13 protein-coding genes and 4 pseudogenes are annotated in these 13,013 nt (G+C 54.6%); 6 read left to right on the top strand and 11 right to left on the bottom strand.

The window, feature by feature from the left end; genetic code table 11:
* Positions 1-210: 210 nt before the first annotated feature.
* Positions 211-999 carry an SDR family oxidoreductase gene (locus tag CPA56_RS02050; protein ID WP_182040365.1) on the top strand — a complete coding sequence of 263 codons (789 nt, stop codon included), beginning with the start codon at positions 211-213 and terminating at the stop codon, positions 997-999.
* Positions 1,000-1,075: 76 nt separating this feature from the next.
* Here the strand turns inward: CPA56_RS02050 and CPA56_RS02045 are convergent, their stop codons facing one another.
* Positions 1,076-1,972: an S-methyl-5'-thioadenosine phosphorylase gene (locus tag CPA56_RS02045; RefSeq protein WP_182040364.1), complete on the bottom strand. Its 897-nt coding sequence runs from the start codon at positions 1,970-1,972 to the stop codon at positions 1,076-1,078.
* Between the two features lie 265 nt (positions 1,973-2,237).
* Between CPA56_RS02045 and hemF the strand changes: the two genes are divergently transcribed.
* The 3 genes and pseudogenes from hemF to CPA56_RS09580 all read left to right on the top strand — a co-directional run.
* A complete protein-coding gene (gene hemF, locus CPA56_RS02040) occupies positions 2,238-3,143 on the top strand; it encodes an oxygen-dependent coproporphyrinogen oxidase (protein WP_182040363.1) in 906 nt (301 codons plus the stop codon).
* Between the two features lie 103 nt (positions 3,144-3,246).
* Positions 3,247-3,363: pseudogene (locus CPA56_RS09585) on the top strand (IS5/IS1182 family transposase); the annotation flags it as partial.
* Between the two features lie 12 nt (positions 3,364-3,375).
* Positions 3,376-3,557 (top strand): annotated as a pseudogene (locus CPA56_RS09580) (IS5/IS1182 family transposase); the annotation flags it as partial.
* A gap of 23 nt (positions 3,558-3,580) precedes the next feature.
* Here CPA56_RS09580 and CPA56_RS02030 read toward each other — a convergent pair.
* Both CPA56_RS02030 and CPA56_RS02025 read right to left on the bottom strand, forming a co-directional pair.
* Positions 3,581-4,246 (bottom strand): restriction endonuclease subunit S, encoded by a 666-nt coding sequence (locus tag CPA56_RS02030; RefSeq protein WP_182040362.1) that lies wholly within the window; start codon positions 4,244-4,246, stop codon positions 3,581-3,583.
* Complete coding sequence (locus tag CPA56_RS02025) at positions 4,246-5,532, bottom strand: HsdM family class I SAM-dependent methyltransferase (protein WP_182040361.1); 1,287 nt, start codon at positions 5,530-5,532, stop codon at positions 4,246-4,248. Before CPA56_RS02025 ends, CPA56_RS02030 begins: the two co-directional genes overlap by 1 nt.
* Positions 5,533-5,656: 124 nt before the next feature.
* Here CPA56_RS02025 and CPA56_RS02020 point away from each other — a divergent pair, with 124 nt between their 5' ends.
* Both CPA56_RS02020 and CPA56_RS02015 read left to right on the top strand, forming a co-directional pair.
* Positions 5,657-5,917: a hypothetical protein gene (locus CPA56_RS02020; protein ID WP_182040360.1), complete on the top strand. Its 261-nt coding sequence runs from the start codon at positions 5,657-5,659 to the stop codon at positions 5,915-5,917.
* The gene (locus CPA56_RS02015; RefSeq protein ID WP_182040359.1) at positions 5,917-6,750 is read left to right on the top strand and encodes a hypothetical protein; all 834 of its coding nucleotides are present in this window, start codon (positions 5,917-5,919) and stop codon (positions 6,748-6,750) included. The genes CPA56_RS02020 and CPA56_RS02015 overlap by 1 nt, the downstream gene beginning before the upstream one ends.
* Here CPA56_RS02015 and CPA56_RS09575 read toward each other — a convergent pair.
* From CPA56_RS09575 to mltA, 8 genes and pseudogenes are all read right to left on the bottom strand, one after another.
* Positions 6,730-6,923: pseudogene (locus CPA56_RS09575) on the bottom strand (hypothetical protein); the annotation flags it as partial. The gene CPA56_RS02015 and the pseudogene CPA56_RS09575 overlap by 21 nt on opposite strands.
* Positions 6,924-6,935: 12 nt before the next feature.
* A pseudogene (locus tag CPA56_RS09570) lies at positions 6,936-7,040 on the bottom strand (IS5/IS1182 family transposase); the annotation flags it as partial.
* A 141-nt stretch (positions 7,041-7,181) separates the two neighbouring features.
* On the bottom strand, positions 7,182-7,976 hold the full coding sequence (locus CPA56_RS02005) for an ABC transporter ATP-binding protein (RefSeq protein ID WP_182040358.1): 795 nt from the start codon (positions 7,974-7,976) through the stop codon (positions 7,182-7,184).
* Between the two features lies 1 nt (position 7,977).
* Positions 7,978-9,072: a FecCD family ABC transporter permease gene (locus CPA56_RS02000; protein WP_182040357.1), complete on the bottom strand. Its 1,095-nt coding sequence runs from the start codon at positions 9,070-9,072 to the stop codon at positions 7,978-7,980.
* Positions 9,062-10,201 (bottom strand): ABC transporter substrate-binding protein, encoded by a 1,140-nt coding sequence (locus CPA56_RS01995; protein WP_182040356.1) that lies wholly within the window; start codon positions 10,199-10,201, stop codon positions 9,062-9,064. Before CPA56_RS01995 ends, CPA56_RS02000 begins: the two co-directional genes overlap by 11 nt.
* Positions 10,202-10,353: 152 nt before the next feature.
* Complete coding sequence (locus tag CPA56_RS01990) at positions 10,354-10,926, bottom strand: Smr/MutS family protein (RefSeq protein ID WP_182040355.1); 573 nt, start codon at positions 10,924-10,926, stop codon at positions 10,354-10,356.
* A gap of 21 nt (positions 10,927-10,947) precedes the next feature.
* On the bottom strand, positions 10,948-11,772 hold the full coding sequence (locus CPA56_RS01985) for a DNA-methyltransferase (protein WP_182040354.1): 825 nt from the start codon (positions 11,770-11,772) through the stop codon (positions 10,948-10,950).
* Positions 11,769-13,004, bottom strand: coding sequence for a murein transglycosylase A (mltA, locus tag CPA56_RS01980; RefSeq protein ID WP_229707275.1), 1,236 nt, complete (start codon positions 13,002-13,004; stop codon positions 11,769-11,771). Before mltA ends, CPA56_RS01985 begins: the two co-directional genes overlap by 4 nt.
* Between the last annotated feature and the right edge of the window lie 9 nt (positions 13,005-13,013).

Here is a 13,013-nt window from a genome sequence, read left to right as displayed (position 1 = left end):
TAGTGACGGCCCCCTGTAGCGTCAAGAAGGCCGTGCCGATGATGCTGCTGTTTTTTTAATCGTTATTGCCTGACACCATCAGGAAAATGACAGGATATCGTTATCATTCCTGCCCCTCCCTCTTTCCTCTTGTTTTCCCCCCGTGTGGAGCCGATCCTGCCCCCTGCCAGCCCCATGACGGGGCCTCACACAGGAACAGGAGACTGCCACATGGACCTTCATCTGAAAGGCCGCTCCGCCATCATCATGGGGGGAAGTCAGGGACTTGGACTGGGCATCGCCCGTGCACTGGCCCGGGAAGGCGTCCAGACCTGCCTTCTGGCCCGCAGTGAAGACAGGCTGCGCCAGACGGCCCAATCCCTCGCAGACGAAACGGGCACCACCCCCCTCTGGCACAGGATGGATTTCTCCGACCCTGACAGTGTCCGGTCCTGCCTTGAGACGCTGCGGGACATCATGCCGGAAACGGACATCATCATCGGCAATGGTGGCGGCCCACCCATAGGGCCTGCCACGGCCTGCGACCCGGACCTCTGGCAGAAGGAAGCCGCCACGATGCTCCTTCCCGTCATGCAGCTTGTCGGCCAGTACCTGCCGGGCATGAGGCGGCGGCAGTTCGGCCGGATCATCATGGTATCCTCCACCAGCGTGGTGGAGCCCATACCTAATCTCGTCCTGTCCAGCGCACTCCGCTCCGCCCTGGCCAACTGGGGCAAGACCCTCGCCCGGGAGGTCGCCCGTGATGGTGTGACCGTCAACACGCTTCTTCCCGGCCGCTTCGAGACCGACCGCATCGTCTCCCTGAACAGGATACGGGCCGAGAAGGCTGGCATTCCGCTCGAAGAATTCCGCAGGCAAAAAGAAAATGGCGTGCCCGCAGGCCGCTACGGTCAGCCGGAAGAGCTGGGCAACATGGCCGCCTTCCTGGCCAGCCCTCTGGCCGCCTACATCACCGGTACCCGTATCCCGGTGGACGGGGGCCTGCTGCACGGTTTCTGAAGGCCCCACATACGGAAAGACCTCCCCGCCATCCGGCAGGGAGGTCCTCCTTTCACGGAACCGTCAGGCTGGCCGCTCAGCTGAACAGCACACGCCCCGCAACGGCATCCAGACGGGCCAGAACGGAAAAGTCCCTTGCTTCCGGTGGCGTAATGATGGCGTTATCCAACGCACGCTCAGCCGCACCGGGGCCGGTGCAGATGGGACGGGCCTTGCCAAGGGCCGGAATGGCCCGGCGCACCAGCTCCCGAGCATGTTTGGAGTTGCTCTTCATGGTGCGGACCACGGCTTCCACCGTGACGTTCTCATGCTCTTCATGCCAGCAGTCATAATCCGTCACCATGGCGACCGTGGCGTAGTTCATCTCGGCCTCACGGGCCAGACGGGCCTCCGGCATGTTCGTCATGCCGATGACGGACGCCCCCCAGGAGCGGTAAAGCTGGCTCTCCGCCCGGGTGGAGAACTGCGGCCCCTCGATCACGACATAGCTGCCGCCCCGTGTGACGGTGATGCCCAGCTTCTCGGCCTCGTCAGCCAGCGTGGTGGCCATGCGGGCGGAAACCGGCTCACCCATGCTGACATGGGCCACGCAGCCTTCCTCGAAGAAGGTCCGGGGACGCCCCTGTGTCAGGTCTATGAACTGGTCCACCAGCACGAAGTTGCCCGGGGCCAGCTCCTCCTTGAGAGACCCCACGGCGGACAGGGAGATGATGTCCGTCACGCCGGCCCGCTTGAGAGCATCAATGTTCGCACGGTAGTTCAGGCGGGATGGCGGAATGGGATGCCCACGGCCATGACGGGGCAGGAACACGCAGCGGACGCCTTCCAGCGTGCCGAACAGGAGTTCATCAGAAGGGGCACCCCAGGGGGATTCACAACGACGCCATTCCCGGTTTTCCAGCCCGTCAATCTCATAGAGGCCGGAACCTCCGATGACACCAATGACAGGCTCGATCATCTTGTCTGCAACCATAAATCCTCACTTCATCCTGCCTCGACCTGATGGCCGCCCGCAGGTCACACAATCCCGCACAACCCTTCCGGCAGTCCTCCATCAGATAGCGGAGAGTGTTTCAGAAGACCAACCCAAAAATCAACAGGCAGGCCCGCCCCCCCTTTTTACAGCATCAGGAAAAGCCAGTAAGTCATGATGAGACCTTTGGCCTATGAATGGTCAGGACAACACATACGGGGCAACACGCCTGCCCGTTTCTGCCCTTACAGATCAGGAGATGCCCATGCCATCCTCAACGCCCTTTGCCCTGCCCGACCTGCCCCATGCCGGCCTGACGGACGAGGCCCGCAGCTGGTTCGAGAGTCTGCGGGACAGGATATGCGCCACCTATGAGGCTCTGGAAGACGAGGCGGCAGCCGGGGATGCTCCCGCTCTGGCCGGGCATGAGCAGCCGGGGCGTTTCCAGCGTACGGCCTGGGACCGGCCAGAAGGCGGTGGCGGTGTCATGTCCATCATGAAAGGGCGTGTCTTCGAGAAGGTCGGCGTGAACGTCTCCACCGTCTGGGGTGAATTCTCGCCGGAATTCCGCAAGACCATTCCCGGTGCGGAGGAAGACCCCCGCTTCTTCGCCACAGGCATCTCGCTGGTGGCGCACCCCTGCAACCCCCATGTCAGTGCGGCACATTTCAACACCCGCATGATCATCACCTCAAAGGGGTGGTTCGGTGGTGGCGGCGACATCACCCCCATGTTCCCGAAAAGCCCGGAGGCCATCGAGGATGCGGCCACGTTCCACCAGGCCTTTCAGAAAGCCTGTGACAGGCACGATCCGGAATATTACCCCCGCTTCAGGAAATGGTGTGATGAATATTTCTTCCTGAAGCACCGCAACGAACCCCGTGGGCTGGGAGGCATCTTCTATGACTGGCTGGACAGCCAGAACCTCGCCAATGACTTCGCCTTCACCCGGGACGTGGGAGAAGCCTTCCTGAACAGCTATGTCGGCATCGTCCGCAAGCGGATGTTCACCCCCTGGACGGACGAAGACCGTCAGGCCCAGCTCCGGCGACGGGGCCGCTATGTGGAGTTCAACCTCCTGTATGACCGGGGCACCCTGTTCGGCCTGAAAACAGGTGGCAACACGGAGGCCATCCTGATGTCCATGCCACCGGCCGTCATCTGGCCGTAGGTTCAGGACTCATTGATATGAGTGGCCGGATGTGGTTTAGGCTCCGAAAGGGGACTAAAGGTGAGATATCTAATCGGCTGATGGACGAGCAGATGAAGTATTTGCAGCTTTTCTCCCGAAGGGCCACGACAAACCTCGTGTTATTGAGGACCGTTGTGTGTTGAGAGGGATCATTTTTGTTAACAGAAATGGTCTGTGTTGGCGTGATGCACCTCGAGTTATATTCTCGAGGCGGAAATCCCGAAAGAAACCAGCAAAACACGATCAACGGAAATGCAAAAGACGCAATCGTATTGAGATTATGTTCGGGAGGCTCAAAGGCCGGGAAGACAGGTCGCAACACCTTATGACGGACGCCCCTCCGTATTCTTCTCGGCAATCTGCCTCGCTACAACTAGCATGTTCTCTGCCTAGAGGCTTTTCCCCAAAAATCAACATTAGATTTGCATAATATTTTCTATATTATTGGTTAGATTTCGTAAAAACTTGTAGCTCAATTGTATTCTATCTATATATTTTTCCACTTCAAAGGAAAGTCTTTTTCTATCATCAACAATGTTCATTGGTATTTTTATCTCACTAAGTGTAGCTTTACTGAATCTTGGGTGGTGCCCCCCCTCTTGTGCTCTTGATAATAACTCTTGAATTTCACTCAGCAAGAGGAAGGGTACAATCCAAGATGAGTTTATATCAGAATCCCTCGATTTTAATATGAAGTATTCAGTACTAACTAATATATTTTTTTTTCCATCAAAAAAGCTTTTGTCTAAAAAACCAATTTGTCTTAAATATGGCCTAAGCCTTGATATTATTACATCTCCGTATGTAACAGTCTTCTTAGAACTACCAACATCTTTCCCTAAAATTTCTTTTTTTCCATTATTTATTATACCTTCAAAACTATCACCTGTATCAATGACAATATATTTTTCATTATCAAAAATATTTCTTTTTGACAATGTTGGATTCTCAATAGAAAAAAGCTCTTCCAAACTTACTGAATCCTGTGTAATTTTTTGCAAGCGACGAGGATCATATCTCTCTGGTGCCAAAACATAGTATTCTGACAAAGATCCACTTCTAATAATATTAAAAATAGACATTATATTTTCTCCTTTTTTTCTAAATAATTTTGATATTGATATAATATTTCATGCAAATCATGATCGGATCGCTCCCATAGAGAAGAAAATTCGTCTGAATCTATTTTCTTGATAAGACGCCCTGAACTATCTTTACCAATTTTATCACAAATAGAGAACATTATTTCTTCATTTTTAGGCGGATAAGAAACATTATTCCGCCGTTTTTCTCCGATTACAAGGGCTGTTTTTTGAGGTGTATGCGGCATAAATGTTGCACGAGGAAGTCCGACAACTAGTGATAGTTTCACTCTCCGCATGAGCCATATTCGTAATTTTTTCCATGCTACTCCAGCCAACTTATTATGGGGTAAAATAATAGCAAACCGTCCTCCTGGATTTAAAAGGTTTATACACCTTTCCAAAAACAACGCATCCCTTTCTATTGATGATTTTTCTTTACTTATATCATAAGAGTTTAATATATGCTCTTCCTTTATTTCTCCAGCAAAAGGAGGATTAGCAAATAAAACATCAAACTTAGATTTCTGGTTGAATTCAACATTCATAATCGACTCTATACTTGCTGGCAAGCAGCAATTTTTATTAGTTTTTATTAAAAAATCAAGCGATTTATTGTTTATTAGACTATTAACGTTATATATATTTGGGTTTTTTATTCCTGATATTCTGAGTAAAGTTCTTGCTATTCTTACGGCTCTTGGATCAAAGTCGAATCCCCAAACGTTATTTTTATACGAATTTTTATTTTTTTCTTTTATATAATTCAATGAATGTACAAGAAAACCTCCTGATCCACAGGATGGGTCTATAATACTTTCGTGTATTTTGGGATCAATCAAATGAACTGCAAAGTCTATTACACTTCTTGGTGTAAAATATTGACCTTTATTTCCTTTAGAATCAGAAGAAACAAGATATTCAAAAAGATCATCTATTATTTCTATATTTTTGTCTAATAGGGTAATGTTAGAAATCTCAGATACACAAATATCCAGATGTGTATCATTTAAATTTGTTTTTCCTTCTTCTAAAGAACCTGGCCAGTTTTCTAAGGCCATATAAAGAAGTTTATTAATATTTTCTCTGGTTTCTTTTGGCGTTTTATAATTCTTAAATAATTTACTTTTTTTATTTTTTACATTTATTTCATCAAATATTTTTGCAACTATTATTTTAAATGCTTCCTCATAAGCATTTTCTCCAGAGTTAGCCATAAGAAGCTCTTGTAGGCGCAAAAGAATAGTTTCCCTTCTCTCCGGATTTAATTTGTGTCTACCCACCATAATGCCCTCATCTTCAGACTTTCCAGATGGGTACACAAGACGATCGTCTGTGTAAACAGAAATTTCGAATATTTAGACGATTTTTGTTTCCGTCATAAGATCATCGGGAGACAAGGGAGTGATTATGACTAAAGCTATCTATGATATGAGGCATGCTGCAATTTGCGGTGCGCTGTTAGCAGCACGCAAAAGTAAAGAACTATCACTTATCCAAGTGAGTAATATTTTAAAACAAAAAGGTAAAACATTTTTAACGGCAGAAACTATTGGTCTTATAGAAAAAGGTCAAAGGAAAATAGATATTGTAGAATTTGTCGATTTGGCAAATGCTATTAATATTCCATGGTTGAGACTACTCCCCGAGCAAATAAGGGAAAGTATGTAATGCCTAAAAAAAAATATGACCCAAAAAATTATTCTCTTGACCCCAACGATTACGAGCATCCTCCAGCAGAAAAGCTTTCATACCTAAAAGAATCGGTTTATAGTCTTATTGGGGTTCAACTGCCCATATTACAGCTTCCTAAAGATACCCTTGAAACTTTTGAGCCATCTCAAATAGGAACTATTGTAGGAACCCTAGTGGATGCCTCTATTCCTCAATTAGATAAAATTATTCGTAATGAAGACCCTGGTGGATCGGAACAGGCAGAAAGATTTGCGCATGGATTGAGTAAAGCCGATGGTATACTTGGAGAAAGAGAAGGATATCCTGATTATGAGCACAAACAATCTGGTCTTAGAATAGAATTGAAACTTCTTTATGTTAATCCTGATGAAAATATTTCAATGAAAACACCGCCTACTCCTAGAGAGCCATCAGCGAGACTATCTCAGAAAGTTACTCTTAAAAATGTAAAAACAGATAAAGATGTTCTTCTTGTAATTGCATATAAATTACAGGAAAGGCGTGATAATCCAGATTTCGTAAGCCCGGCTATAATTGATGTTGAAGCTTTTCCAGTTATTGATTGTGTACTCGCTCGAGATAAACGTCTTCTAACTTCAGGCGGCAAATGGCATGGAAACTTTGAAACTCCTGTTATCCGCAGTAAAGCAGGATTAGAAAAATTAAGAAATGAAATTCCTTTAGATGAAAATACGTATGGACGGAAAGAATCCGAAGGGAAAGACTTCAATGAGGATACTAATTTTGGAAAATTAAAAAGAATTCCATATAAACCACTTTCAGATTTTTTAAATAAGCATAAAAAATAATTTCATGCTGGTTGCGGCGAGGCAGATTGCCGAGAAGAATACGGAGGGGCGTCCGTCATAAGGTGTTGCGACCTGTCTTCCCGGCCTTTGAGCCTCCCGAACATAATCTCAATACGATTGCGTCTTTTGCATTTCCGTTGATCGTGTTTTGCTGGTTTCTTTCGGGATTTCCGCCTCGAGAATATAACTCGAGGTGCATCACGCCAACACAGACCATTTCTGTTAACAAAAATGATCCCTCTCAACACACAACGGTCCTCAATAACACGAGGTTTGTCGTGGCCCTTCGGGAGAAAAGCTGCAAATACTTCATCTGCTCGTCCATCAGCCGATTAGATATCTCACCTTTAGTCCCCTTTCGGAGCCTAAACCACATCCGGCCACTCATATCAATGAGTCCTGAACCTACAACAATAAAGATTGCGCCTCACTCAATTATCCTCAAAAATACCATCCACCAGCACGTGAGGCAGGCCACGGGGGCAGACCTCAAGGCGGGTCTGGACACCATAGACCTGCCCCAGCACCGCCGGGGTCGTCACGGCCATGACGGCTCCCTGCGCCACAAGCTGGCCATCCCGCATGTATACGACATCATGCGCCCGCTGGAGGGCGATGTTCAGGTCGTGCACGACAAGCAGCGTCACGATGTTGCGCCTGCGTGTCTCACGGCGAACAACATCCATCACGGCAAACTGGTACCGCAGGTCCAGCGCACTCAGCGGCTCATCTAGCAGCAGCATGGCCGGGCGACGCACCAGAGCCTGCGCCAGCCCCACCATCTGCCTCTGCCCGCCAGAAAGCTCGTCCATGTAACGCAGGGCCAGCCTGCCGATGCCCAGCTCCTCTAGAACGTCGGTGCTTTCCCTCAGGGCCATTTCGGCAGACACGGCCTCACCGGCCCGACGGGCCACCATCACGGCCTCGATCACCTGAAGATGGACGGCGGGCGGCAGGGTCTGGGGCAGATAGGCCGCCAGTCTGGCCCGCTCGCCCACCCCAAGTCCCGAAAGGTCCTGCCCCGCCAGCCTGACACGCCCCTCCGCCCGTGTCAGGCCTGCCACACCCCGCATGAAGGTGGATTTGCCCGAACCGTTCGGCCCCAGCAGGGCCGTCACCCGGCCCGCCCGCATGGGGGCGAGCGTCATGTCGTGCAGGACCTTCCGTCGCCCGTAATGGACGCTGAAATTCTCAACCTCGAGCTGATGCGTCTGACACTCCACCATGTCAGCCCCCCTTTTTCAAAACCACGGTGAGGAAGAACGGAATCCCGACCAGCGAGGTGACGATCCCCACCGGGATCACGACGCCCGGCAGGATGTTCTTGGCCGCAATGGAGGCCAGGGACATGATGAGGCCCCCACACAGGGCAGACCCCGGCAGATAGAAACGGTGATCCTCCCCCAGCAGACGGCGGGCGATATGCGGAGCCACAAGCCCCACGAAGCCGATCGTCCCGACAAAGGACACCGCCAGGGCGGACAGCACACTGATGCGCAGCAGGGACATCATCCTCAGCCGCCGTGTGTCCACCCCATAGCTGGCCGCCCTGTCTTCCCCCAGCCGCAGGGCCGTCAGGGCCGGAGCTGCCCGGAAGCAGCAGGGCAGGACCAGAAGGCAGCCGATGGCCATGACGGAAATCTTGCCCCAGTCAGCCCGGGTCAGGCTGCCCATCGTCCAGAAGACGAGGTCCTGAAGGGCGTCCTCATCGGCGATGAACTGCATCAGGGCCACGAAGGCGTGAAACGTGAACACCAGCGCAATGCCGAACAGCACGACCATGGCGGTGGAATGGCCCCGTGCCCGAGCCACAAGCTCCAGAAGTCCGGCAGAACCAACGGCGAAGACGAACGCATCCAGCGGGACCATCCAGTTTTCCGGCACGTAAGGCACATGCCAGTGCAGCACGATGGCCAGCGAGGCCCCGAAGGCCGCCGCTGCGGACACGCCCAGCGTGTAGGGGCTGGCCAGAGGGTTGTCCAGGACCGTCTGCATCTCCCCGCCGGAAATCCCGAGGGCGACCCCCACCAGGGCGGCCATCAGGGCATAAGGCAGGCGTATATGCCATACAATAACCGCATTCGTCCCGGATGAGGGATTGAGAAGCGCATGCATGAGTGCCTTCGGCCCAAGACCTGCCGGACCGAGAGAGAAGTCCAGCAGGAGGGAAACGACGATCAGCCCCGCCAGAAGAACGAGAAGGCCGATCCTGTGACGGGTCAGCTTTATGTAAGAGGTCTGTATTCCTGTCAGCCGGGCTGCCAGACGGGCCATCTCGGCTGATGACCCGTCCGTCTCCGTTCCTGTCTCTTTAATGGGCATTCGCCTTGATCCAATATGTCCCGCTGTTAGGCATCACTGTGAAGCGGCCCTGCACCAGACTGCGGTCGGCATCCGGGTCCAGGTCCCTGAAACGGTCGGGATAGAACCATTTCGCCATGACCTCAATGGCCAGGATGTTGAACGGGCTGTCATAGAAGGTATGCCAGATTCCATAGGCCCGCCCGTTGCGGACAGCCCCCAGCCCGGCAAGCTCCGGTGCTTTCAGCAGGGCGTCGAGCGAGGCCTGCGCCAGTTCCGGCGTCACCTGGGACCCCATCTTCAGCCCCGGCCCGCTGTTGCCCGGTCCCCGGGTGCCATCGAGGATCAGCACGTCAGGGTTCCTGGCAATGACCATCTCGGCGGAAACATCCCCGATATAACCCGGCAGAAGATCGGCGGCGATGTTGCGGCCACCTGCGGCCTCAATGAAGGCTCCCATGTTGCCACGGCCTGCCGTGTGGCAGCAGCTCTCCCGGGCACCGGCCAGCATGTTGATGAACACGCTGGGTCTCTGGGCCTCCGGTATGGTGTCCACCACCGCACGGATGGTCTTCAGGCGGCTCTCGTAGAACTCCGCATAGGCCCTAGCTTCTTCCTCATGACCAAGGGCCTCGCCGAGGATGAGCATGCTGGGCACGGTCGTCTTCACCGGGTCCTGCCGGAAATCCACGAACAGCACGGGAATGTGCGCCGCCTTCAGGCGGGCCGTCACGTCGCCGGACTGCCCCGGCCCGTGACCGGTCGTGCTGAAAATGGCGAGGTCGGGATGGAGGTCCAGGACCTTCTCCGGACTGATCGTGTCAGCAGTCGTCCGGCCGATCACGGCGACCCTGTCGGCCTCCGGAAACGTCTTGAGCATCTGCTCGTAGTTCTGTCTGTCCGCCTCACGGAATTCACCCTGCCAGCCCACGATGTGGTCGAACAGGTGTCTGCCCTCCAGAGGTTCCAGAGCGTAGATCAGCCGCCCTTCCCCCAGAATGATCCGCTGTGGATGGTCGGGAACGGACACGACCTCTCCCGTGATGTCACGGACATCCTTCGCCTGCGCCTGATGGACCGGCAGGACGCCACCAGCCAGAACTGCCAGCATGACACTGGCGGAACCCAGCAGGGTCTTCAGTGAAATCATGTTCCTACGCCTTCTCTCTGAAAGACCATCCCGCAGAAGACCCGTCTCCTGCCTCGTGATCCCCCTATCTCAATTGATAATCATTCTCGATATTAATGTTATAGAAAACCTTCCCTCCTTCTCCAAGGAGAGAATGATCCTTCATCATCTCTCTACCGTTTTTTCCGTAAAAGAAACCGTAACGCTCCCTGATTCCCCTGATGGCTGTGCACGACCCCCAGCACCATGGGGGCGATGTCGGCACGGTGCAGCCACTGAGGCAGTTCCCGACGGATGCTGCCGCCCCGTGCGCCACTCCCCAGCCCCGTCACGATCTCCACACACCGCCAGCCCATGACACGGCTACGCTGCATGAAACGGTGAAACTCCTCGAACGCCTCCTGCACGACATAGCCATGCAGGTCGAGCCGGGCATCCACCCTCATCTGACCACGGGACAGGCGACGCCACTGCGTGTCATCCAGGCCGGGCGAGCGGACGCCCACATGCGGTGCCGGACGGGAACGGACAGGCTGTACGGCGGGCATCTCCACCAGCCGGACCGTCACCATGCGCCCTGCCCGGCCACCGGTCACACCGGCCCCGGCTGGAGCCTTGGCCTCCTTTCCAGAAGACGCTGCCACCGGAACGGGCGCAGAATTCCGGCCTGTCCGCAGAGGGGCCACGTCATGCACGAACGCACGCCACAACGCCGCCTCATCCTCTCCCAGAATCCGTCTTGCCACCTTATTGCGCCCCGTCTCTCATCACAGCCCAGCATCATTGCCCTGCGCTATCATGGCACGCAGCCGCTTGCGTGCAAACCGGACATATGTCGTATCAGCCTCTATCCCGATGGACCTCACGTTCAGGGACTCCGCCGCAATGAGGCTGGTCCCCGTTCCCATGAAGGGGTCCAGCACCATCATGTCCGGCCTCAGGCCATGCAGGCGGATGCACCGCTCCGGCAGGGCGACGGGAAAGGTTCCCGGATGGCTGTACCGGGCCGACCGGCTCCGCACCGTCTCATAGGGGATGAACCACGTATCCCCCCGGCAGCGGCGGTCTTCCCGATGCTGCCGGCGGTTGATGTTGCTCTTGTCCGTGAAGGGCACGCCCGCCCCGAGCCTGTCCAGCTCCACGTCACCCAGTTTCGTCAGATGAAAAATGTGCTCATGGTTCCGGTTGACGTAGCGGGGTGAGTTCACCGGCTTGAAGTGTCCATATGTCACCTCACCCACCGCCACGGACTTGATCCATGAAATATGGTTCTGAAGCGTGAAAATCTTCCTCAGCCGGACCATCAGCTCGAAGGGCAGCCACGGCTGGGCCGACGACCCGGCGATGTTCAGGAAGAAAGACCCGTCATCCCGCATGACACGGGCTACCTTGGAGCAGACAAGCTCCATCCAGTCGAGATAGCTTTCCTCGGAGAGACTGTCCTTGTAGCTGCGGTAGGCCAGACCGAGATTGTAGGGCGGAGATGTCACCACGACATCCACGCTGCCCGCAGGCATACGCCGCATGACGCTCAGGCAGTCCCCCCGGATGAGTGCATGTCTCCCCAGCGTCTCACGACGCGCACGTATCATCTAGATGTCTGCCCCGCCCCTGCTGCGCTGGCTCCTGCCACGGTGCCGTCCTGCGGGACATCGCCGACCCCGGGAGCCGGAAGGGGCACGAGAACCATCATCCGCCCGTAATTCTTCATGTCACCGGCAATTTTCGCCGCCCTGTCACCCCAGCCCAGGAAGAGGTCACCACGCCCGGCTCCCCGTATGTCGCTGCCCGTATCCTGGGCGAAGGTCATGCGGGACCACGTCACGAACCGCCCCTGCGCATCCTTGCCGCTGATGTCGACCCAGACAGGCATCCCGTAACCCACGAACCGCTTGTCCACGGCCAGAGACCGCTGCGGGGTCAGTGGCAGACCGAACGCACCGGTCGGCCCCTCATCGGCCGTGCGCTGCGTACGGCGAAAGAAAACATAACTCGGATTGGCCTCCAGCACCGACATGGCCTGATCGGGATTTCTGGCCAGCCAGTCCCGGATGCTCTGGGCATCCACGTCCTCGGTCTTCATCAGCCTGCGCTGGACGAGCACCCGGCCGATCGGCACATAGGGCTGGCCGTTCCGGCCATCATACCCCAGAAAGACCTGCTGCCCGTCGGGAAGGCGCAGGCGGCCGGACCCCTGGGTCTGGAGGAAAAGCAGGTCGACCGGACTTTTCAGCCAGGCGATTTCCAGCCCTTTCCCCTGGAGGGAGCCACCATCAATCGTGGCCCGGTCGTCATAGGGACGGAAGACGGAATTGACCCAGTGGCCATACTCCAGCTCCCCCTTCTCGTTGCGGCCCCGTAGCAGGTCCTTGGGACGGCCATATACCGGAATCTGGTACTCGCCTCCCTGTGTCAGGGACGCCGACACCTCGGGATCATAATAGCCCGTATAGAAGGCCTGCTGGTTGATCAGGTAAGGCTGGAACCAGCTCTCGAAAAACTGGCGGGCCTGTGTCGCACTGCTGCCCTGCATGGCGGAGGCCGCCGCACAGACGTTCTGCCAGTCCTTCATCTGCCGCCCGTAAGGCAGGGTGCTGGCTCCCCCGAGAGGAGCACCCTCCGGCAGATGGGCGATGCGCTGGCATTCCAGCTTCACCATGCCGAGGAGTGCGGTGTGATCCTCATGATCCCAGCCTGAAAGATAACTGAAGCCGACCGGCGTCACCCCCACCTTGCCCGTGGGTACACCGGGCATGCACCCGGCCAGGGCCAGCATCAGCGGGGCCACCATCAGGCCAGCGGAAGAAAAACAGCGTCTTATCATAACAGAGCA

The sequence above is a fragment of the Bombella mellum genome (assembly GCF_014048465.1).
Taxonomy (GTDB): Bacteria; Pseudomonadota; Alphaproteobacteria; order Acetobacterales; family Acetobacteraceae; genus Bombella; species Bombella mellum.
Note: the sequence above shows the minus strand (reverse complement) of the source record. Positions and strands in the feature narration are given on the sequence as shown.

Excerpts from the sequence above, each read along its gene's own strand:
- CPA56_RS02050 (WP_182040365.1), top strand. The coding sequence starts at position 211 with ATGGACCTTCATCTGAAAGGCCGCTCCGCCATCATCATGGGGGGAAGT.
- CPA56_RS02045 (WP_182040364.1), bottom strand. The coding sequence starts at position 1,972 with ATGGTTGCAGACAAGATGATCGAGCCTGTCATTGGTGTCATCGGAGGT.
- hemF (WP_182040363.1), top strand. The coding sequence starts at position 2,238 with ATGCCATCCTCAACGCCCTTTGCCCTGCCCGACCTGCCCCATGCCGGC.
- CPA56_RS02030 (WP_182040362.1), bottom strand. The coding sequence starts at position 4,246 with ATGTCTATTTTTAATATTATTAGAAGTGGATCTTTGTCAGAATACTAT.
- CPA56_RS02025 (WP_182040361.1), bottom strand. The coding sequence starts at position 5,532 with ATGGTGGGTAGACACAAATTAAATCCGGAGAGAAGGGAAACTATTCTT.
- CPA56_RS02020 (WP_182040360.1), top strand. The coding sequence starts at position 5,657 with ATGACTAAAGCTATCTATGATATGAGGCATGCTGCAATTTGCGGTGCG.
- CPA56_RS02015 (WP_182040359.1), top strand. The coding sequence starts at position 5,917 with ATGCCTAAAAAAAAATATGACCCAAAAAATTATTCTCTTGACCCCAAC.
- CPA56_RS02005 (WP_182040358.1), bottom strand. The coding sequence starts at position 7,976 with ATGGTGGAGTGTCAGACGCATCAGCTCGAGGTTGAGAATTTCAGCGTC.
- CPA56_RS02000 (WP_182040357.1), bottom strand. The coding sequence starts at position 9,072 with ATGCCCATTAAAGAGACAGGAACGGAGACGGACGGGTCATCAGCCGAG.
- CPA56_RS01995 (WP_182040356.1), bottom strand. The coding sequence starts at position 10,201 with ATGATTTCACTGAAGACCCTGCTGGGTTCCGCCAGTGTCATGCTGGCA.
- CPA56_RS01985 (WP_182040354.1), bottom strand. The coding sequence starts at position 11,772 with ATGATACGTGCGCGTCGTGAGACGCTGGGGAGACATGCACTCATCCGG.
- mltA (WP_229707275.1), bottom strand. The coding sequence starts at position 13,004 with ATGATAAGACGCTGTTTTTCTTCCGCTGGCCTGATGGTGGCCCCGCTG.